Genomic DNA, 18,133 nt, shown 5'->3' with positions numbered 1-18,133 from the left:
GAGGTTTGGCGGCATGGCGCGTTACGAGGATCTGCCCTACCGGACCTGCGTCGGCGTGATGTTGATCAACAAGGACGGGCTGGTGTTCATCGGCCGCCGCGCCGGCGGCATCGAGCATGTCGACGACACTCATGTCTGGCAGATGCCGCAAGGCGGCGTCGACCCCGGCGAAGACACCTGGGAAGCCGCCAAGCGCGAGCTCTACGAAGAAACCAGCGTGAAGTCGGTCGAGCGCATCGGCGAGGTGCCGGACTGGCTCACCTACGACATCCCCCGCACCGTCGCGGGCCGCGCCTGGAAGGGCCGCTATCGCGGCCAGCGCCAAAAGTGGTACGCGGTGCGCTTCACCGGCAAGGACAGCGAGATCAACGTCGCAAATCCCGGCGGTGGCGGCCACAAGGCCGAATTCGTCACCTGGCGCTGGGAGCCGATGAAGAACCTGACCGGGCTGATCATCCCGTTCAAGCGGCCGGTCTATGAGCGCGTGGTGCAGGAGTTTGCTGCGCTGTCGGAGGGGTGAGCGGGGCGCGGCTGCCACGCTCCGCCGCTGCCAAGCACTCCGCTGTCATCCCCGCCTAGTGCGTAATTGCGCACGGGGGCGGGGATCCATAACCCCAGGGAGAAGTTGGTCGGGAGACATCGACCACGAGCTTTCATCCGATGACCGCCTGTGTTTATGGATTCCGGGCTCGATGCTCCGTATCGCCCCGGAATGACGAAGGAAGCAAGTGACTGAAACAAAACCCTACCGCCCGAATGTCGGGATCGCGCTGTTCAATACCGATGGCCGCGTGCTGATCGGGCATCGCTTCAAGGGCGATGGTCCCGAGATCATTTTGCCGGGACTGGACTGGCAGATGCCGCAAGGCGGGGTCGACGAGGGCGAGAATTTGCGCGACGCCGCGATGCGCGAGCTATGGGAGGAGACCAACGTCAGAAGCGCCGACTATCTCGGCGAGACCGACTGGCTCACCTACGAGTTTCCGCCCTATGACGGCCCGCAGACGCATCGGCTGGCAAGATTTCGCGGCCAGCGGCAAAAATGGTTCGCGCTGCGCTTCACGGGCGACGACAGCGAGATCGATCCGCTGACGCCGCGCAACGGCCAGCCCGCGGAGTTCGATGCCTGGCGCTGGGAGCGCCTCGACCGGGTCGCCGACCTCGTGGTGCCGTTCCGCCGCGACGTTTATCGCACGGTGGCCGAGCAGTTTGCGCATCTCGGAAGCTGACGGGTCCGCCTAATTGTTCGGCCCCACCGTAAACGGGCCGATCGCGATGACGTGGCAGTCGCTGTCCTTCTTGGCGCATTCGCCGAGCGCGCCGTTGACGGCGGTCTGCTCGTCGGCGGCCTTGAGGCCGAGGCCTGGACGCCCCGCTGTGCCGACCGCCACGGCATTCCAGCCGAGGCTCTCGCCGAGCCGGCGCACGACGTCGTCGCGGGCGTCAGCCACGATCGTGGGATTGTTGGCGGCATGAAAGAGGCCGGTGACTTTGAACAGGCTCGGAATCGGCACGACGAAATTCTCGTCGACCGCAATGATCAGGCAGGGACCGCCGGCGATCGCACCGCACGACTCCAGCGCGCGACGCATCGCCTCTTCAGGCGATGGTGAGCCGCTGTTCATGAAGTATTGACCGGGGCCAAGCGCGAGCGCCCGCGATCTGGCCGCCGGGACGAACATGGTCTCAAGCCGTTGCTTACCTTGATCGCGTATCAGCGGTACGTCCTTGGATACGAACGCACGCTCGGTCATTGCGTCGTGCCGCATGAAGGGCTGCGGCGGCATCGGCGGCTTGCCGTGTGCATAGACCAAATTGTTGCCGACCGCGTAGACCTCGCAGCGACGCTGATTTTGCGCGGCCTCGGCGCGCTTCTGGCACTGTTCGAGGGCGGCGTTTCGCGCCGCGTCTTCGTCGGGCTGGTTGAACGCCGAACCGGTGATGCCGGCGATGTTCAAGGCGAACGCCTTGTAATCGGCGCCCCGCGCATATTCAGTGCTGAGATAGCCACGGACGCGGTCGCTGACGAAGGGGACGCTGTCGGCGAGAAGCTTTCCGGTCATCGGCGAGACGGAGGGCGACGGCATCGGTGTCGGAGCCATCGCGGCGTTGGCCATGGGCGGCGTCATCGGTGCCATCGGCGCCTTTGCCATCTGGGTCGGCGTCGGGCTCGGGGTCACGGCCGCCGCCGTTGGGGTCGCGCTCGCCACAGCATTTGGCGACACGCTCGGCGTCACGACTGCGGTTTCGGTCTGCTTCAGCTTCTTATTGTAGAGGAAGCCGGTGACGCCGATGCCGACGAGCGACACGACGGCGACCACCAGCGGCCACATCCACACCGGGGCCGCCGCCACCTTGGCGCCCGCCTTCTTCACCTGTGGCGTCGCATAGGTGCCGTCCTCGCGGCGCATCGCCACCATGTAGGCGTGCACCGGAGTCGGGATGTTCTTGACCTCCTGCGCGCCGATATCGGCGAACTGCACCGACAGCTTGTTGGCGACCTGCTCGTGCACCGCGCGCGAGACGCAGATGCCGCCGACTTCGGCAAGGCCCTCCAGTCGCGCCGCGATGTTGACGCCGTCGCCCAACAGGTCGCCGTCGCGCTCGACCACGTCGCCGATGGTGATGCCGATGCGAAACGACATCTGCCGGCTCGGCGGATAGGCCATGTTGCGGGTTCGCAGGGATTCCTGGATGTCGATCGCGCAGCGCACGGCATCGACGGCGCTCGGGAATTCCGCGAGCACGGCATCGCCGGCCGTGTTGAAGATGCGCCCGCCGGCCTTTGCGATGAAATCGTCGACGACGGAGCGATAGGAGGCCAGGCGCCGCAGCGTCTCCTCTTCGTCTTCCGCGACCAGTCGGGAGTAACCGGCAATATCGGCTGCGAAAATCGCTGCGATCTTGCGTTTCATGCTCTACCGGCCCCGGTCATGCCACGAACTCGTCATGCCCGGGCTTGTCCCGGGCATCCACGTTCTTGGTGCCGCAAGAAAGATCGTGGATGGCCGGGACATAGGCGAGCGGAAGCGACGCCGTCCTTCGGACGGCTATGCCCGGCCATGACGACGTGGAGGCCTCTGCGCTTAATTGCGCTAGGGTCATATGCAATCGCCCCGGTGTTCCGCGGCAGAATGCCGCTAACGGCAGCGGCGTGCAATAAGGTTTCGGCGCCCGCCACCATCGTGACGAGCGCCGATTTGAACCGTCATTCTTTGTTTGAGCGGCGATTGCCGGATCAGTGCATCGCCGTCGACGAGAGCTGCTGCTGGATGCTCTTGTAGTGGTCGAGGCGGGTGATCGCGAGATCGAGCTCGTCGCCTTCCTTCTGCTTGAGCTTCTCTTCCATCTCCGCGATCGTTTCGGCGAACTGCGCACGATCGAGCTCGTCGAGGGAAGTGGCGACGTCGGCCAGCACCGTCAGGCGATTGTCGGAAACCTCGGCCAGGCCACCGAGCACGATGACCTTCTGCTTCTGGCCGCCGGTGATGATGGTCAGAATGCCGGGCCGTATCGCGGCCACGACGGGCGCGTGGCCCGCCAGCACGCCGAAATCACCTTCGAAACCGGGAATGTCGACCTGATCGACCTCGCCGGAGAAGGCGAGCTTTTCAGGAGAGACGAGATCGAAGTGGAAGGTGGCCATGATGAACCTTGCGAATAGCGAGTAGCAAACGGCTGATGGCGAGAAGGAGTAGCAACCTGATCGCTACTCCCAATTCGCCATTCGCGTCTTAGGCGGCTTCCGCCGCGAGCTTCTTGCCCTTCTCGACGGCTTCTTCGATGGTGCCGACCATGTAGAAGGCGGCTTCCGGCAAATGGTCATACTTGCCTTCGCAGAGGCCGCGGAAGCCCTTGATGGTATCCGCGAGGTCGACGAACTTGCCGGGCGAGCCGGTGAAGATTTCGGCGACGTGGAACGGCTGCGACAGGAAGCGCTCGATCTTGCGGGCGCGGGCCACGGTCAGCTTGTCCTCTTCCGAAAGCTCGTCCATGCCGAGAATGGCGATGATGTCCTGGAGCGACTTGTAGCGCTGCAGCACCTGCTGGACCTGACGCGCGGTCTCGTAGTGCTCCTGGCCGACGACGAGCGGCGAGAGCATGCGCGAGGTGGAGTCGAGCGGGTCCACGGCCGGGTAGATGCCCTTTTCCGAGATCGCGCGCGACAGCACGGTGGTGGCGTCCAGATGGGCGAACGAGGTCGCGGGCGCCGGATCGGTCAAGTCGTCGGCCGGAACGTAGATGGCCTGCACCGAGGTGATCGAGCCCTTCTGGGTGGTGGTGATGCGCTCCTGCAGCGCGCCCATGTCGGTCGCGAGCGTCGGCTGATAACCCACGGCGCTCGGAATACGACCGAGCAGCGCCGACACTTCCGAACCCGCCTGGGTGAAGCGGAAGATGTTGTCGACGAAGAACAGCACGTCCTGGCCCTGGTCGCGGAAGTGCTCGGCGACCGTCAGGCCGGTGAGGCCGACGCGGGCACGCGCACCGGGCGGCTCGTTCATCTGGCCGAACACCAGCGCGCACTTCGACTTCACGCTCGGATCCGGATTGTGCGGATCGGCGTTGACCTTGGACTCGATGAACTCGTGATAGAGGTCGTTGCCCTCGCGGGTCCGCTCGCCGACGCCGGCGAACACGGAGTAACCGCCGTGCGCCTTCGCGACGTTGTTGATCAGCTCCTGAATCAGCACGGTCTTGCCGACGCCGGCGCCCCCGAACAGGCCGATCTTGCCGCCCTTGGCGTAGGGAGCCAGGAGATCGACGACCTTGATGCCGGTGACGAGAATTTCAGCTTCGGTGGACTGGTCGGTGTAGGTCGGCGCGTCCTGGTGGATGGCGCGCTTGCCGTCGGACTTGATGGGACCGGCTTCGTCGATCGGCTCGCCGATGACGTTCATGATGCGGCCGAGCGTGCCGTCACCCACGGGCACCGCGATCGGCTGGCCGGTGTCGGTCACTTCCTGGCCGCGCACCAGACCTTCGGTGACGTCCATGGCGATCGTGCGCACGGTGGACTCACCGAGATGCTGCGCAACTTCCAGCACCAGGCGGATGTTGCCGTTCTTGGTTTCCAGCGAATTGAGAATGGCCGGCAGGTGGCCTTCGAACTGCACGTCGACGACGGCGCCCATGACCTGGGTGACGCGACCGACCGGGTTAGCTGCTGTAGCCATGAAGCTCTCCTTCGAATTCTTGACGTGAACGACCGTCGTTATGCCTTTAGACCGCCTCGGCGCCGGAGATGATCTCGATCAGCTCCTTGGTGATCTGTGCTTGACGGGTTCGGTTGTAGATCTGGGTTTGCTTGCGGATCATTTCGCCGGCGTTGCGGGTGGCGTTATCCATCGAGCTCATCTGCGCGCCATAGAACGAGGCGTTGTTTTCCAAGAGCGCACGGAAGATCTGCACCGCGATGTTGCGCGGCAGCAGGCGGGAGAGGAGCTCGTCCTCCTCCGGCTCGTATTCGTAGGACGTCGACGGCGCATTCGCGGCCTTCTCTTCCACCTTCAGCGGAATGATCTGCTGCGCGGTGGGGATCTGGGCGATCACCGACTTGAACTGCGCATAGAACAGCGTGCAGACGTCGAATTCGCCGGCATCGAAACGGGCCAGCACCTTCTTGGCGATGTCCTCGGCATTGACGAAGCCGAGCTGACGGACGCTGCGCAGGTCGAGGTGCTCGACGATCTGCTTGTCGTAGAGGCGGCGGAGCTGCTCGTAACCCTTGCGGCCGACGCAGAAGAATTTGACTTCCTTGCCCTCGTTCATGAGGGCATTCGCGCGCTCGCGCGCGAGGCGCACGATCGAGGAGTTGAAGGCGCCGGACAGGCCGCGCTCGCCGGTGCAGACCAGCAGCAGATGAACCTGGTCCTTGCCGGTGCCGCCGAGCAGCTTCGGTGCTCCGGGCGAGCCCGCGGCCGCGGTGGCGATGTTGGCGATCACAGCCGCCATCTTGTCGGCATAGGGCCGCGCCGCTTCGGCCGCCTGCTGCGCGCGGCGCAACCGGGACGCTGCGACCATCTGCATGGCCTTGGTGATCTTCTGCGTCGCCTTGGTGGAGGCGATGCGGACCCGCATGTCTTTAAGTGACGCCATTCTTCGTTCACCCCGACGATCAGTCTGCGACTTGATCGCTAGCCTTTCCGTTCGTCATGCCCGGCCTTGTGCCGGGCATCCACGTCTTCGTCTCCACGCCGTAGAACGTGGATGGCCGGGACAAGCCCGGCCATGACGGCTGTCTGTTACGCGAAGCTCTTCGCAAAACCTTCGACGACCGACTTCAGCTTTGCAGCGGTGTCGTCGGAGAGGTCGCGGCTGTCGCGGATCGCATTGAGGATGTCGGCGTTCTTGCCGCGCAGCAGCGACAGGAGGCCGTCCTCGAACGCGCGCACCTTGTTGAGCGGGAGCGGATCGAGATAGCCGTTGGTGCCGGCCCAGATCACGCAGACCTGCTCTTCCATCTTCAGCGGCGCGAACTGCGGCTGCTTCAGGAGCTCGGTCAGGCGCGAGCCGCGGTTGAGCAGGCGCTGGGTCGAGGCGTCGAGATCGGAGCCGAACTGCGCGAACGCCGCCATTTCGCGGTACTGCGCGAGTTCGCCCTTGATCTTGCCGGCGACCTTCTTGGTGGCCTTGGTCTGTGCCGACGAACCCACGCGCGACACCGACAGACCGACGTTCACGGCAGGACGGATGCCCTGGAAGAACAGGTCGGTTTCCAGGAAGATCTGGCCGTCGGTGATCGAGATGACGTTGGTCGGAATGTAGGCCGACACGTCGTTGGCCTGGGTTTCGATGACCGGCAGCGCGGTCAGCGAGCCGGAGCCCTGGTCCTTGTTCAGCTTCGCCGCGCGCTCGAGCAGGCGGGAGTGCAGATAGAACACGTCGCCGGGATAGGCTTCGCGGCCCGGCGGGCGGCGCAGCAGCAGCGACATCTGGCGATAGGCGACGGCCTGCTTGGACAGATCGTCATAGATGATGACGGCGTGCATGCCGTTGTCGCGGAAGTACTCGCCCATGGTGCAGCCGGTGAACGGTGCGATGTACTGCATCGGGGCCGGGTCGGACGCGGTGGCGGCGACGATGATCGAGTATTCGAGCGCGCCCTGCTCTTCGAGCACCTTCACGAACTGCGCGACGGTGGAACGCTTCTGGCCGATCGCGACGTAGACGCAATACAGCTTGATGTTCTCGTCCGGCTGCGCGTTGAGCGGCTTCTGGTTCAGAATGGTGTCGAGCGCGATCGCGGTCTTGCCGGTCTGACGGTCGCCGATGATCAGCTCGCGCTGGCCACGGCCGATCGGGATCAGGGCGTCGATCGCCTTGAGGCCGGTCGCCATCGGCTCGTTCACCGACTTGCGCGGAATGATGCCGGGCGCCTTAACGTCGACGCGCATACGCTTGTCGGCCTGGATCGGGCCCTTGCCGTCGATGGGATTGCCGAGCGCGTCGACGACGCGGCCGAGCAGGCCCTTGCCGACCGGCGCGTCCACGATGGCGCGGGTGCGCTTGACGGTCTGGCCTTCCTTGATCTCGCGGTCGGCACCGAAGATGACGACGCCGACATTGTCGGTCTCGAGGTTCAGCGCCATGCCGCGGGTGCCGTTCTCGAACTCGACCATTTCGCCCGCCTGGACGTTGTCGAGGCCGTAGACGCGAGCAATACCGTCGCCGACGGACAGCACCTGTCCAACTTCGGAGACTTCAGCTTCCTGGCCGAAATTCTTGATCTGGTCCTTGAGGATCGCGGAAATTTCCGCGGCGCGGATGTCCATCAGCCTGCCTCTTTCATCGCGTGCTTGATCGAATTGAGTTTGGTGCGAAGCGAACTATCGATCATGCGGCTGCCAAGCTTGACGACGAGGCCACCGATGATCGAGGGATCGACTTTCACGTTGAGCGCGACGTCCTTGCCGGTCACCGACTTCAGGGCAACCTTGAGGGCGTCGAGATTCTTGTCCGAGAGCGGCTCCGCCACGGTGACGTCGGCCGAAGCCTCGCCCTTGAACCTGGCGACCAGCGCGCGGTAGGCGCGGATGACGTCGGCCACCGCGAACAGGCGGCGGTTGGCAGTCAGCACTTTCAGGAAATTGGCGGAGATGCCCGCGATGCCGGCCTTGTCCAGGACGGCGCCGAGCGCCTTGGCCTGGATATCGGCCGAAAACACCGGGCTGCGGACGAGGCGCTTGAGATCGGCGCTCTCGTTCAAAAGGCCCTCGAACCTGTCGAGATCGGCCTTGACCGCGTCGACCGAATTCTGGTCGCGGGCCAGTTCAAACAAGGCCGTTGCATAACGGCCGGACACACCGGAAACGGACGTATCTTCTGCAGCCACAGACGCGCTCTTTTAGCTGTCAAATTCGCAAGGGAAAAACCGTCGCCACGGAAGCGGCGCCAAGCGATCCAAGCCCTTGGAATTCAAGCGGGACTTCGATTTCCGACCGGCACAGGACGTGCCGGGCTCGTTAAAATCGCGGCTTTGCTATCATAGCAGGCGCGCAGGTGCAACATGACGCCAGATTAAAGGCTGCGGCGCGCGGTCCCTGTGTTGATGACATTGATGACGCCGGTGTCCCCGCGTCGTGTCGCCGCCGCCACGATTTGGTTCACCCGCGTGAGCGCCGACGGACCGGCTAAGTCGCGCTAGCTCCTGCCCTCAGCGCATAGCCGCCATGAACACGCCTCGCAGAGGCGTGAGCCGCCGGCATTTTGTTTCACTTCGCCGATTACTTACCCAATTCTAAACCGGGAAGATGACAACTTATCTTTACAGTATTGATAAGTATAAGATCAGTTAACGATGCGTTAAAGTGCAAGATTACGGAACATTCGCTGATTAGCCGAATCGTCTCACAAGATATTTCATTACGACACATACGGGATTTACTGCCCAATTCATGCCGCATTGCGACAGGAAACGGCCTGACGCTCGCAAACCCATGGGGGCTCCACTGGCCACATATGTGGCAATACTAGTACAGGGACTACTAAATGCTGTCATTGAAAACGCTGGGAAACGTAACCCGGCCCCGTACGGCGATCGCGTTCGTCGCCGCAACTCTTCTGATCGGTGGAACTGCCACCGAGGCTTCCGCCAAGTCGCGGCACCATCGCCATCACCACGTCGCCAAGGCCGAAGGCTCGGACTGGCGTAACGCCAATGCGTCGATGAACCCGACCTCCGGTTCCGGACATTCCTTCTCCGGCATGGCCTCCTATTACGGCAACGAGTCCGGCTCCCGGACCGCCTCCGGTGCGCGCTTCAACCAGAACGCCATGACCGCGGCGCACCGCTCGCTGCCCTTCGGCACCAAGGTCCGCGTGACCCATCGCGGCCAGAGCGTCGTCGTCACCATCAATGATCGTGGCCCGTTCATCCGCGGCCGTGTCCTCGACCTCTCGACCGGTGCCGCCCGCGCCATCGGCCTGACTGGCGCCGGCGTCGGCCGCGTCACCGCCGAGGTCGTCTCCTAAGGCGTCGCTGGACGCACCTCACCCGTACGCACAGCTCTGATCATTGTCCGCCAAGGGCATGAGCGACTTGTTGCGCGCGTGTGAAACAAAGCCCGCCGTTTGGGGACGGCGGGCTTTTTGTTTGTCCATCGTCATTCCGGGGCACGCGAAGGGTGAGCCCGGAATCCATCGGGCCACAATATCCGCGGTGAAATGGATTCCGGGCTCGCGACTTCGTCGCGCCCCGGAATGACGGGGGCTACAAAAAACTCTGCGGATCGACGTCGACTTCGAGCTTGAGATTGCCCTTGGTCTTCGGGCCAACCGCAAGCCAGTTGCGCAAATAATCCGAGAGATCGAAACCGCGTGCCGATTTCACCAGGATGCGAAAACGGTAGCGGCCCTTGATCACCGCGAGCGGGGCTTCGGCGGGACCGAGCACCACGACGCGCTCGTCGCGCGGCGCGATCGTTACGAGACGGCGCGCAAAGCCTTCCGCGCTCGGGCGATCGCCGGCGGAGATGATCAGGCTCGCGAGCCGCCCGAACGGCGGATAGAGCGTGCGTTCGCGCAGGTCGATTTCGCTGCCATAGAAAGCCTCGCGGTCGCAGGCGATCAGCGCCTTCATCACGGGATGATCGGGCTGGTGCGTCTGCAGGTAACCGACGCCGCGGCCCTGCTCGCGGCCGGCGCGGCCGATCACCTGATTGAGCAATTGCCAGGTGCGCTCGGCGGCGCGCGGATCGCCGTTGGAGAGGCCGAGATCCGCATCGACCACGCCGACGAGATTGAGCCGCGGAAAATTGTGGCCTTTTGCGACGAGTTGCGTGCCGATGATGATGTCGACGCGGCCCTCCGCGATCTCGCTGAGCTCTGAACGCATCGTCTCGATCGAGGTGATGAGATCACTCGACAGCACCATCGTGCGGGCCTCCGGAAACAGCGCGGCCGCTTCCTCCTGCAGGCGTTCGACGCCGGGACCAACGGCGACGAGGGATTCCTCCGCCGCGCAATGCGGACAGGTCGGCGGGCGCGGCATCGAGAACCCGCAATGGTGGCAGACGAGACGCTGTCGAAAGCGGTGATCGACCAGCCAGGCATCGCAGATGGTGCAGGCGAAGCGGTGGCCGCAGGCGCGGCACAAGGTCAGCGGCGCGTAGCCGCGGCGATTGAGGAACAGGAGCGATTGTTCCTGCCGCTCGATGGCGGCTTTCATCTCGCCCGCCAGGCGCGGCGAGATGAAGCGGCCGCGCGCGGGCTGCTCGCGGCGCAGATCGATCGCCTCGATATGCGGCATGTGCTGGCCGCCGAAGCGCGACGGCAGTGCGATGCGCTGGTAGCGGCCTTTGCGTGCGTTCACCTCCGACTCGACCGACGGCGTCGCCGACGCAAGAATGATCGGGATCTTCGCGATATGCGCGCGCACGACTGCCATGTCGCGGGCGTGATAATGCACGCCGTCATCCTGCTTGTAGGCCTGGTCGTGCTCTTCATCGACGATGATGAGCCCAAGATCGGCATAGGGCAGAAACAGCGCCGAGCGCGCGCCGACCACGACCGATGCGCTGCCTTCGGAGATCGCAGCCCAGTTGCGCGCGCGGGTGCGCGGCGTCAGCTCCGAATGCCATTCCAGCGGCCGCACGCCAAAACGCTGCGCAAAACGATCCAGGAATTGTCCGGTGAGCGCGATCTCCGGCATCAGGATCAGCGACTGCTTGCCGCGCCTGATGGTTTCGGCGACGGCCTCAAAGTAGACCTCGGTCTTGCCGGAGCCGGTGACGCCGTCGAGCAGCGCGACATGAAACGTGCCGTTGGACGCAAGCGCGCGCATCGCGTCCACCGCAGCGCGCTGCACCGGCGTGAAATCCGGCTGGCCATAGGCGGGATCGGGCGCCGGCGGCGGAGGTGGCGGCGGCAATGGCTCGATGGTGAGCGTGCCCTCGTCGACGAGGCCGTCGATCACGCCGGCGGAGACGCCGGCTTCTTTGGCGGCTTCCGACTTGCCGTGCAGCAGGCGATCCGACAGCACCTCGATCACGCGCTGCCGCGCCGGCGTCAGCCGTCGCGGCGGATCGCCGACCAGCCGCACGCCAGCGCGCACGCGCTCGGGGCCGAGGTTTTCGCCCATGCGCAGGCACATGCGCAGCACCATGCCGCGCGCACCCAGCGTGTAGTTGGCGACCCAGTCGACGAGCGCGCGCAGCTCGGGTTTCAGCGGCGCAACGTCGAGCTTTTCGCTGACGTCCTTCAGGCGATTGTGCAGGCGCGGATCGGGGTTGGCGTTCTCGCCCCACACCACGGCCAGCACCTCACGGGGCCCGAGCGGCACGCCGACGAGATCGCCGGCCTTCAGCTCCATGCCGCGCGGCACCTTGTAGGAATAGGTCTGGTCGAGCGCAACGGGCACCAGCACATCGACCATGCGGGTCGATGCGGCCGGAGCAGCGGGGCGCGAGGCGTGATCCATCTCTGAGAATCGGAACCCTGGGGTGGTCAAAGGCTAGCGCCGCGGGGCGGCCTTAGCGAACGATAAACGTCTGTGATGCGATATACTCTGAGGAATCACCGCGTCCAGAGCCATGTCCAAAGCCGCCACCCAGGCAATCGAGTTACCTTCCGCCGACGACACCGTCGCGCTGGAGATGACGCGCTGGCTGTCGCATCTCGGCGCCGAGCGCCGGCTGTCGCCGAAGACGCTCGAGGCCTACGCCCGCGATCTCAGACAGTGCCTCGATTTCCTCTGCGCGCATTGGGGCGAGCGCGTGACGTTGAAGCGGTTCGCCGCGCTGGAAGCCACCGACATCCGGGCCTTCATGGCGATGCGCCGCGCCGACGACATCGCGGGACGCTCGCTGATGCGCGCACTGGCCGGCCTGCGCTCCTTCGGCCGCTTCCTCGAACGCGAGGGCAAGGGCAAGGTCGGCGCCCTCTCCGCCATTCGTGCGCCAAAAATCGCAAAGAGCCTGCCGAAGCCGCTGCCGATGGCCTCGGCAAAACGCCTGGCCGATGCCGATGAGCGCGCCGGCGAGGAGCGCGAGACCTGGATTCTGGTGCGCGACGCCGCCGTGATGGCGCTGTTGTATGGCTCGGGCCTGCGCATCTCCGAAGCGCTCGGGTTGAAGCGCCGCGACGTGCCGCGCCCCGGCGAAGGCGACGTGCTGATCGTCACCGGCAAGGGCAACAAGACCCGTATGGTGCCGGTGCTGCAGAACGTGCTGGCGCTGGTGCAGGAATATGCCGGCCTTTGTCCTTATCCGCTGCCGCCGGAAGGTCCGGTCTTCCTCGGCGCACGCGGCGGTCCCCTGAGCCCGCGCATCATCCAGCTCGCGATGGAGCGCCTGCGCGGCGCGCTCGGCTTGCCCGACTCCGCCACGCCGCACGCGCTCCGCCATTCCTTCGCCACGCATCTGCTCTCGCGCGGCGGGGACTTACGCGCCATCCAGGAATTGCTCGGCCATTCCTCGCTCTCGACTACGCAAATCTACACCGGTATCGATTCCGAGCGGTTGCTGGAAGTCTACGCCTCGGCACATCCGCGGCGCTAAGCGCCGCTATCGTGCCCCGGACGCAGGGCAGCGCTTCTTCAGCGGTGCGCTGCTGAGCCGGGGCCCATGTGGCCTTACTGGGTCCCGGCTCAGCGTCGCGTCATTTCATGCCGCGCCGCGTCCGGGACACGAGACCCCGACATAACGTTGTCACATCCAGCATGCCTCTTGCGCGGACGCCGCGGTTCGGTCAATCGTGGGCGATCGAGGCAGGAGGGACATCATGAGCGCACATGAAAGCATGGAGCATGCCGAGCATGCCGAGCACGCGTCCGGCTCGAACAAGAAGATCGCCCTGCTGATCGCCGTGCTGGCGCTCTTCCTCGCGATCTCGGAGACGCTCGGCAAGGGCGCGCAAACCGAATCGATCAGCAAGAACGTCGAAGCCTCCAACCTCTGGGCGTTCTTCCAGGCCAAGAGCATCCGCCGCACCGTGGTGCAGGTCGCCGCCGACCAGGGCAAGCTCGAGCTTGGTGCCACGACGGACGACGCCCGCAAGGCCGCGGTGCAGAAGCAGATCGACGACTGGACCAAGACCGCGGCGCGCTACCGCTCCGAACCGGAGACCGGCGAAGGCACCGAGCAACTGGCCGAGAAGGCCAAGCACGCCGAGCACGAGCGCGACGAGGCGACCGCAAAATATCATCACTTCGAGCTCGCCTCGGCCGCCTTCCAGATCGGCATCGTGCTGGCATCCGCCACCATCATCACCGGCATGGCCGCGCTCGCCTGGGTCGCGGGACTGCTGACGATTGCGGGATTGGGCATGACGGGGCTCGGCGTGTGGCTGCCGCATCTGTTGCATTTGCATTGAGATCTTGTTGCCCGCGGACGGTGTCGATCCCGTCATCCTGAGGTGCGAGCCGTGCGACGCGACGCGTCGCATGGAGAGCCTCGAAGGATGAACGTGAACGGCCTCGCTGAAGCAGCCGGGCCGTCGCCCTTCGAGGGCCGCTGAAGAAGCGGCCACCTCAGGGTGACGGTTGATAGATTAATTGCTGCGCTACCTCGCCTCGTGCACGCTCTTGCGGAAACGCTGGATCAGACGCAGCGTGCGGGCGGACCAGCCCTCGCCGTTGCCGGTGAGTATCTCCTTGATCCGCAGCTTGATCGGATCGACCAGTGCGTGGGCCTTGGCGCGCACCGAGAGCACGAATTCGTAGATCTTCTCGAACCAGGCCATCTCCAAGAGCTTCGGGCGCGTCACGTCGAACACGAAGGCGGTGACGCCGACGCCGAGCAGTTTTGCGAACACGATCGTGACGATCGCGCTCATCCAGTATTCGTGGGTGAGCAGCCAGAGCCCGACGAGCTTGAGCGGAAACAGCGGGACGATCGGCACCGCGAACACGATCAGCGTCATCGCCGGCGACAGCGCGTCGACGCGATCGGACAGCCACTGCTTGAATTCCGCCAGCGGAATCGCCGCAACCAGCCGCGCCACGATCGGTTCGAGGTGGTCCCACAGCCAAGCCTCGATCAGGAAGATGATCGCAAGCAGGACCCAAACCGGTTGAAGTAAGCGGCGCAGCATGTGATGTCCGGCCCGATTCAGCGTAGGGCGCGTGTTGCTACATATGGATCGCTCGCTTGCCGACTGCAAGCGCGGCTTCCTTGATGGCCTCCGAGCGGGTCGGATGCGCATGGCAGGAGCGAGCGAGATCTTCTGCACTGCCGCCAAATTCCATGAGAACGACCGCTTCATGGATCATTTCCCCGGCTTCGCGGCCGATAATGTGCACGCCGAGCACACGATCGGTCTTCGCATCTGCGAGAATTTTCACAAAGCCATCGGTCGTCTGGTTGACCTTGGAGCGACCGTTGGCGGTAAAGGGAAACTTCCCGACAGTATAAGCCTGACCGGCCTGCTTCAGTTCCTCCTCGGTCTTGCCGACGGAGGACACCTCTGGCGTGGTATACACGACGCCTGGGATAACATCGTAATTCACGTGGCCGGCCTGGCCTGCGAGAATCTCGGCGACCGCAACGCCTTCGTCCTCGGCCTTGTGCGCAAGCATGGGGCCTGCGACGACGTCGCCGATGGCATAGACGCCCTTCACGCTGGTGGCGAAATGCGCGTCGATCTGGACGCGGCCGCGATTGTCGAGGACGACGCCGGCTTCCTTCAGGCCGAGCCCATCAGTGAAGGGCACGCGACCGATACAGACCAGCACGACGTCGGCTTCGATGGTTTCCGCAGCGCCGCCTGCGGCGGGCTCGACGGTCGCCTTGAGCGTCTTGCCTGACGTGTCGACGCCGGTGACTTTTGCGCCGAGCTTGAACGAAAAGCCCTGCTTCTCGAGGATGCGCTGGAATTGTTTGGCGATCTCGCCGTCCATGCCGGGCAGGATGCGATCCAGAAATTCGACGACGACGACTTCGGCGCCCAGGCGATGCCAGACCGAGCCAAGCTCGAGCCCGATCACGCCGGCGCCGACGATCAGCAGCTTTCCGGGCACCTTCTCCAGCGACAGCGCGCCGGTCGAGGACACGATGCGCTTCTCGTCGATCTGGATCCCCTTGAGCCGCGCGATGTCCGAGCCGGTAGCGATCACGATGTTCTTGGTCTCAACCACCTGCGACTTGCCGTCGGCGAAGACTTCGACCTTGCCGGTGCCGAGGATCTTTCCGGTGCCCTTCAGCACGTCGATCTTGTTCTTCTTCATCAGGAACTCGACGCCCTTGACGTTGCCGTCGATGCCCTGCTGCTTGAAGTTCATCATCGCCGGCAGATCGAGTTTTGGCGTTGAGACCGACACGCCCATCTTGGCGAAGGAATGCCCGGCTTCCTCGAACATCTCGGAGGCATGCAACAGCGCCTTCGAGGGCATGCAGCCGACATTGAGGCAGGTGCCGCCGAGCGTTGCGTTCTTCTCCACCACGGCGACTTTCATGCCGAGCTGAGCTGCGCGCACCGCGCAGACATAACCGCCCGGTCCGGTGCCGATGATGACGAGATCGTAGGTAGCCATGAGAGGAAGTCCCGTAAGTTAAGCGTGGTGAGATGCGTCAGCGTCCGCCGGACACATCGAGAATGGCCGAGGTGACATAGGAGGCGTCGTCCGACATCAGCCAGACGATGGCATTGGCGATTTCGTCAGCGGTGCCGACGCGCTTCATCGGCACCACATGGGCGAGACGATGGTGGCGATCCGGCTCGCCGCCGGCGGCATGGATTTCGGTGTCGATCAACCCGGGGCGAATCGCGGCGACGCGGATGCCCTCGCCCGCGACCTCATAGCCGAGGCCGACGGTGAAAGAGTCGATCGCGCCCTTGGACGCGGCATAATCGACATAGGTGTTGGGCGCACCGAGGCGCGCTGCGACCGACGACAAATTGACGATCACGCCGCCCTTGCCGCCATGCTTGGTCGACATCCGTTTCACGGCTTCGCGCGCGCACAGCATGCTGCCGGTGACGTTGATGGCCAGCACCCGCTGGATGCGTTCGGCCGACATCTCGTCGACCCGCACGCCGCTGGTGCCGACGATGCCGGCATTGTTGACCAGCGCGCCCAGCGTGCCGAACTTGTCGGCGGCCTTGAACAGCGCGAGGATGTCCTTCTCCTCGGCGACATCGCATTTCACCGCGATGGCCTTGCCGTTGCTGCCTTCGATCTTGGCGACGACGTCGTCAGCGGCCTGCTTGTTGCTGGCATAGCCGACCACGACGCGAAAACCGCGCGCGGCGGCCGCAAGCGCGGTTGCCCGTCCGATGCCACGGCTGCCGCCGGTGATGACAACGACCTTGTCTGTCACGTCAGTCTCCATCGTTCGACATGCGCCGCCGCTTCGCGAGCGACGGCGTTTTTGAGGACATCAGGGGATCAGAGGTCCAGCACCAGCCGCGCCGGGTCTTCCAGGCTCTCCTTGACGCGAACCAGGAAGGTGACGGCTTCCTTGCCGTCGATCACGCGGTGATCGTAGGACAGCGCCAGATACATCATCGGGCGAACCTCGATCTTGCCGCCGACGACCATCGGCCGCTCCTGGATCTTGTGCATGCCAAGAATGCCGGACTGCGGCGCGTTGAGGATCGGGGTCGACATCAGCGAGCCGTAGATGCCGCCATTGGTGATGGTGAAGGTGCCGCCCTGCATCTCGTCGATCTTGAGCTGACCGTCGCGAGCACGGCGGCCGAAATCGGCGATGCCCTTCTCGATGTCGGCGATCGACTTGTGGTCGCAGTCGCGCACCACGGGAACGACCAGGCCCTTGTCAGTGCCGACGGCGACGCCGATGTGGTAGTAGTTCTTGTAGATCAGGTCGGTGCCGTCGATCTCGGCGTTGACGGCCGGGATGTCCTTCAGCGCCTGCACGACGGCCTTGGTGAAGAAGCCCATGAAGCCGAGCTTGGCACCATGCTTCTTCTCGAACGCATCCTTGTAATGCGCACGCAGCGCCATGACGTTGGTCATGTCGACCTCGTTGAAGGTCGTGAGCATCGCGGCCGTGTTCTGCACGTCCTTGAGGCGGCGCGCGATGGTCTGGCGCAGCCGCGTCATCTTCACGCGCTCCTCGCGCGCGGCATCGTCGGCCGGCGATTGCGTACGGACCTGCACCGAGGCGGCCGGCTGGTTGACCGGGGTCGGCGCGGAGGCCGCACGCTCGATCGCGGCGAGCATGTCGCCCTTGGTGACACGGCCGTCCTTGCCGGAGCCCGGAACGGTCGAGGCGTCGATGCCTGATTCAGCCGAGATTTTTCGCACCGAGGGCGCGAGCGGCGCATCTGCCGGCGGCGCCTTCGCAGCGGGGGCGGCAGCAGCGGCGGCAGCGGGCGCAGCAGCAGCGGGCTTCGCCGGCGCGGCGGCGGCAGGCTTGGCCGCGGGCGCAGCACCATCATTGATCTGGCCGAGCAGCGCACCGACCGCGACGGTCTCGCCATCCTTGGCGATGATCTCACCGAGCGTGCCTGCTGACGGCGCCGGCACCTCGATGGTCACCTTGTCGGTCTCGAGCTCCACCAAGGGCTCGTCGACGGCGACGGACTCGCCGGCCTTCTTGAACCAGCGGCCGATGGTGGCCTCGGTGACGGATTCGCCGAGCGTCGGCACACGAATTTCAGTCATGGTCTTTTCCTTAAGGGGATCGCCAGTGCGGTCATAAGATTCAAATGTCATCGCCCGCCTCGTGAG

At 64.6% G+C, this 18,133-nt stretch carries 16 protein-coding genes; 5 read left to right on the top strand and 11 right to left on the bottom strand.

All coding sequences use genetic code 11. The features are described from left to right. The first annotated feature begins 13 nt into the window (after positions 1–13). Together C2U70_RS17115 and C2U70_RS17110 are read left to right on the top strand one after the other, a co-directional pair. Positions 14–520, top strand: coding sequence for an RNA pyrophosphohydrolase (locus C2U70_RS17115; protein WP_140979607.1), 507 nt, complete (start codon positions 14–16; stop codon positions 518–520). A 208-nt stretch (positions 521–728) separates the two neighbouring features. Further along, positions 729–1,229 (top strand): RNA pyrophosphohydrolase, encoded by a 501-nt coding sequence (locus tag C2U70_RS17110; RefSeq protein WP_140979606.1) that lies wholly within the window; start codon positions 729–731, stop codon positions 1,227–1,229. Between the two features lie 9 nt (positions 1,230–1,238). On the opposite strand, the gene C2U70_RS17105 is transcribed toward C2U70_RS17110, so the two are convergent. The 6 genes from C2U70_RS17105 to C2U70_RS17080 form a co-directional block, all read right to left on the bottom strand. Further along, on the bottom strand, positions 1,239–2,915 hold the full coding sequence (locus C2U70_RS17105; protein WP_140979605.1) for an adenylate/guanylate cyclase domain-containing protein: 1,677 nt from the start codon (positions 2,913–2,915) through the stop codon (positions 1,239–1,241). A gap of 323 nt (positions 2,916–3,238) precedes the next feature. Beyond that, positions 3,239–3,646, bottom strand: coding sequence for a F0F1 ATP synthase subunit epsilon (locus tag C2U70_RS17100; RefSeq protein ID WP_140979604.1), 408 nt, complete (start codon positions 3,644–3,646; stop codon positions 3,239–3,241). An 88-nt stretch (positions 3,647–3,734) separates the two neighbouring features. Next, on the bottom strand, positions 3,735–5,177 hold the full coding sequence (gene atpD, locus C2U70_RS17095) for a F0F1 ATP synthase subunit beta (RefSeq protein ID WP_140979603.1): 1,443 nt from the start codon (positions 5,175–5,177) through the stop codon (positions 3,735–3,737). Between the two features lie 46 nt (positions 5,178–5,223). Continuing rightward, the gene (locus C2U70_RS17090; protein WP_140979602.1) at positions 5,224–6,099 is read right to left on the bottom strand and encodes a F0F1 ATP synthase subunit gamma; all 876 of its coding nucleotides are present in this window, start codon (positions 6,097–6,099) and stop codon (positions 5,224–5,226) included. 146 nt (positions 6,100–6,245) lie between these two features. Further along, positions 6,246–7,775 (bottom strand): F0F1 ATP synthase subunit alpha, encoded by a 1,530-nt coding sequence (gene atpA, locus C2U70_RS17085; RefSeq protein ID WP_140979601.1) that lies wholly within the window; start codon positions 7,773–7,775, stop codon positions 6,246–6,248. Beyond that, positions 7,775–8,335, bottom strand: coding sequence for a F0F1 ATP synthase subunit delta (locus C2U70_RS17080; RefSeq protein ID WP_140979600.1), 561 nt, complete (start codon positions 8,333–8,335; stop codon positions 7,775–7,777). Before C2U70_RS17080 ends, atpA begins: the two co-directional genes overlap by 1 nt. Positions 8,336–8,991: 656 nt before the next feature. On the opposite strand from C2U70_RS17080, the gene C2U70_RS17075 reads away from it, so the two are divergent. Next, positions 8,992–9,474, top strand: a complete 483-nt coding sequence (locus C2U70_RS17075) for a septal ring lytic transglycosylase RlpA family protein (RefSeq protein WP_140979599.1) — start codon at positions 8,992–8,994, stop codon at positions 9,472–9,474. Positions 9,475–9,712: 238 nt separating this feature from the next. Here the strand turns inward: C2U70_RS17075 and C2U70_RS17070 are convergent, their stop codons facing one another. Beyond that, the gene (locus C2U70_RS17070; protein WP_140979598.1) at positions 9,713–11,920 is read right to left on the bottom strand and encodes a primosomal protein N'; all 2,208 of its coding nucleotides are present in this window, start codon (positions 11,918–11,920) and stop codon (positions 9,713–9,715) included. A 112-nt stretch (positions 11,921–12,032) separates the two neighbouring features. On the opposite strand from C2U70_RS17070, the gene C2U70_RS17065 reads away from it, so the two are divergent. Continuing rightward, a complete protein-coding gene (locus C2U70_RS17065) occupies positions 12,033–12,998 on the top strand; it encodes a tyrosine recombinase XerC (protein ID WP_140979597.1) in 966 nt (321 codons plus the stop codon). 223 nt (positions 12,999–13,221) lie between these two features. Further along, a complete protein-coding gene (locus tag C2U70_RS17060; protein WP_140979596.1) occupies positions 13,222–13,812 on the top strand; it encodes a DUF4337 domain-containing protein in 591 nt (196 codons plus the stop codon). Positions 13,813–14,001: 189 nt separating this feature from the next. On the opposite strand, the gene C2U70_RS17055 is transcribed toward C2U70_RS17060, so the two are convergent. The 4 genes from C2U70_RS17055 to odhB are packed head-to-tail and all read right to left on the bottom strand — an operon-like array spanning position 14,002 to position 18,067. Further along, a complete protein-coding gene (locus tag C2U70_RS17055; protein WP_140979595.1) occupies positions 14,002–14,532 on the bottom strand; it encodes a hypothetical protein in 531 nt (176 codons plus the stop codon). Between the two features lie 37 nt (positions 14,533–14,569). Continuing rightward, positions 14,570–15,970 (bottom strand): dihydrolipoyl dehydrogenase, encoded by a 1,401-nt coding sequence (gene lpdA / locus C2U70_RS17050; protein ID WP_140979594.1) that lies wholly within the window; start codon positions 15,968–15,970, stop codon positions 14,570–14,572. Positions 15,971–16,007: 37 nt separating this feature from the next. After that, the gene (locus C2U70_RS17045) at positions 16,008–16,769 is read right to left on the bottom strand and encodes an SDR family oxidoreductase (protein ID WP_140979593.1); all 762 of its coding nucleotides are present in this window, start codon (positions 16,767–16,769) and stop codon (positions 16,008–16,010) included. A gap of 56 nt (positions 16,770–16,825) precedes the next feature. Continuing rightward, positions 16,826–18,067 (bottom strand): 2-oxoglutarate dehydrogenase complex dihydrolipoyllysine-residue succinyltransferase, encoded by a 1,242-nt coding sequence (odhB, locus tag C2U70_RS17040; RefSeq protein ID WP_140979592.1) that lies wholly within the window; start codon positions 18,065–18,067, stop codon positions 16,826–16,828. Positions 18,068–18,133 lie beyond the last annotated feature (66 nt).

It is taken from the genome of Bradyrhizobium guangdongense, from assembly GCF_006483445.1.
Lineage (GTDB): Bacteria > Pseudomonadota > Alphaproteobacteria > Rhizobiales > Xanthobacteraceae > Bradyrhizobium > Bradyrhizobium guangdongense_A.
Note: the sequence above shows the minus strand (reverse complement) of the source record. Positions and strands in the feature narration are given on the sequence as shown.

Bases quoted from the DNA above. Each gene is read 5' to 3' on its own strand.
- C2U70_RS17090 (WP_140979602.1), bottom strand. From the start codon at position 6,099: ATGGCGTCACTTAAAGACATGCGGGTCCGCATCGCCTCCACCAAGGCG.
- C2U70_RS17055 (WP_140979595.1), bottom strand. From the start codon at position 14,532: ATGCTGCGCCGCTTACTTCAACCGGTTTGGGTCCTGCTTGCGATCATC.
- C2U70_RS17105 (WP_140979605.1), bottom strand. From the start codon at position 2,915: ATGAAACGCAAGATCGCAGCGATTTTCGCAGCCGATATTGCCGGTTAC.
- atpD (WP_140979603.1), bottom strand. From the start codon at position 5,177: ATGGCTACAGCAGCTAACCCGGTCGGTCGCGTCACCCAGGTCATGGGC.
- C2U70_RS17045 (WP_140979593.1), bottom strand. From the start codon at position 16,769: ATGGAGACTGACGTGACAGACAAGGTCGTTGTCATCACCGGCGGCAGC.
- C2U70_RS17065 (WP_140979597.1), top strand. From the start codon at position 12,033: ATGTCCAAAGCCGCCACCCAGGCAATCGAGTTACCTTCCGCCGACGAC.
- C2U70_RS17070 (WP_140979598.1), bottom strand. From the start codon at position 11,920: ATGGATCACGCCTCGCGCCCCGCTGCTCCGGCCGCATCGACCCGCATG.
- C2U70_RS17100 (WP_140979604.1), bottom strand. From the start codon at position 3,646: ATGGCCACCTTCCACTTCGATCTCGTCTCTCCTGAAAAGCTCGCCTTC.
- C2U70_RS17060 (WP_140979596.1), top strand. From the start codon at position 13,222: ATGAGCGCACATGAAAGCATGGAGCATGCCGAGCATGCCGAGCACGCG.
- lpdA (WP_140979594.1), bottom strand. From the start codon at position 15,970: ATGGCTACCTACGATCTCGTCATCATCGGCACCGGACCGGGCGGTTAT.
- C2U70_RS17075 (WP_140979599.1), top strand. From the start codon at position 8,992: ATGCTGTCATTGAAAACGCTGGGAAACGTAACCCGGCCCCGTACGGCG.
- atpA (WP_140979601.1), bottom strand. From the start codon at position 7,775: ATGGACATCCGCGCCGCGGAAATTTCCGCGATCCTCAAGGACCAGATC.
- C2U70_RS17115 (WP_140979607.1), top strand. From the start codon at position 14: ATGGCGCGTTACGAGGATCTGCCCTACCGGACCTGCGTCGGCGTGATG.
- odhB (WP_140979592.1), bottom strand. From the start codon at position 18,067: ATGACTGAAATTCGTGTGCCGACGCTCGGCGAATCCGTCACCGAGGCC.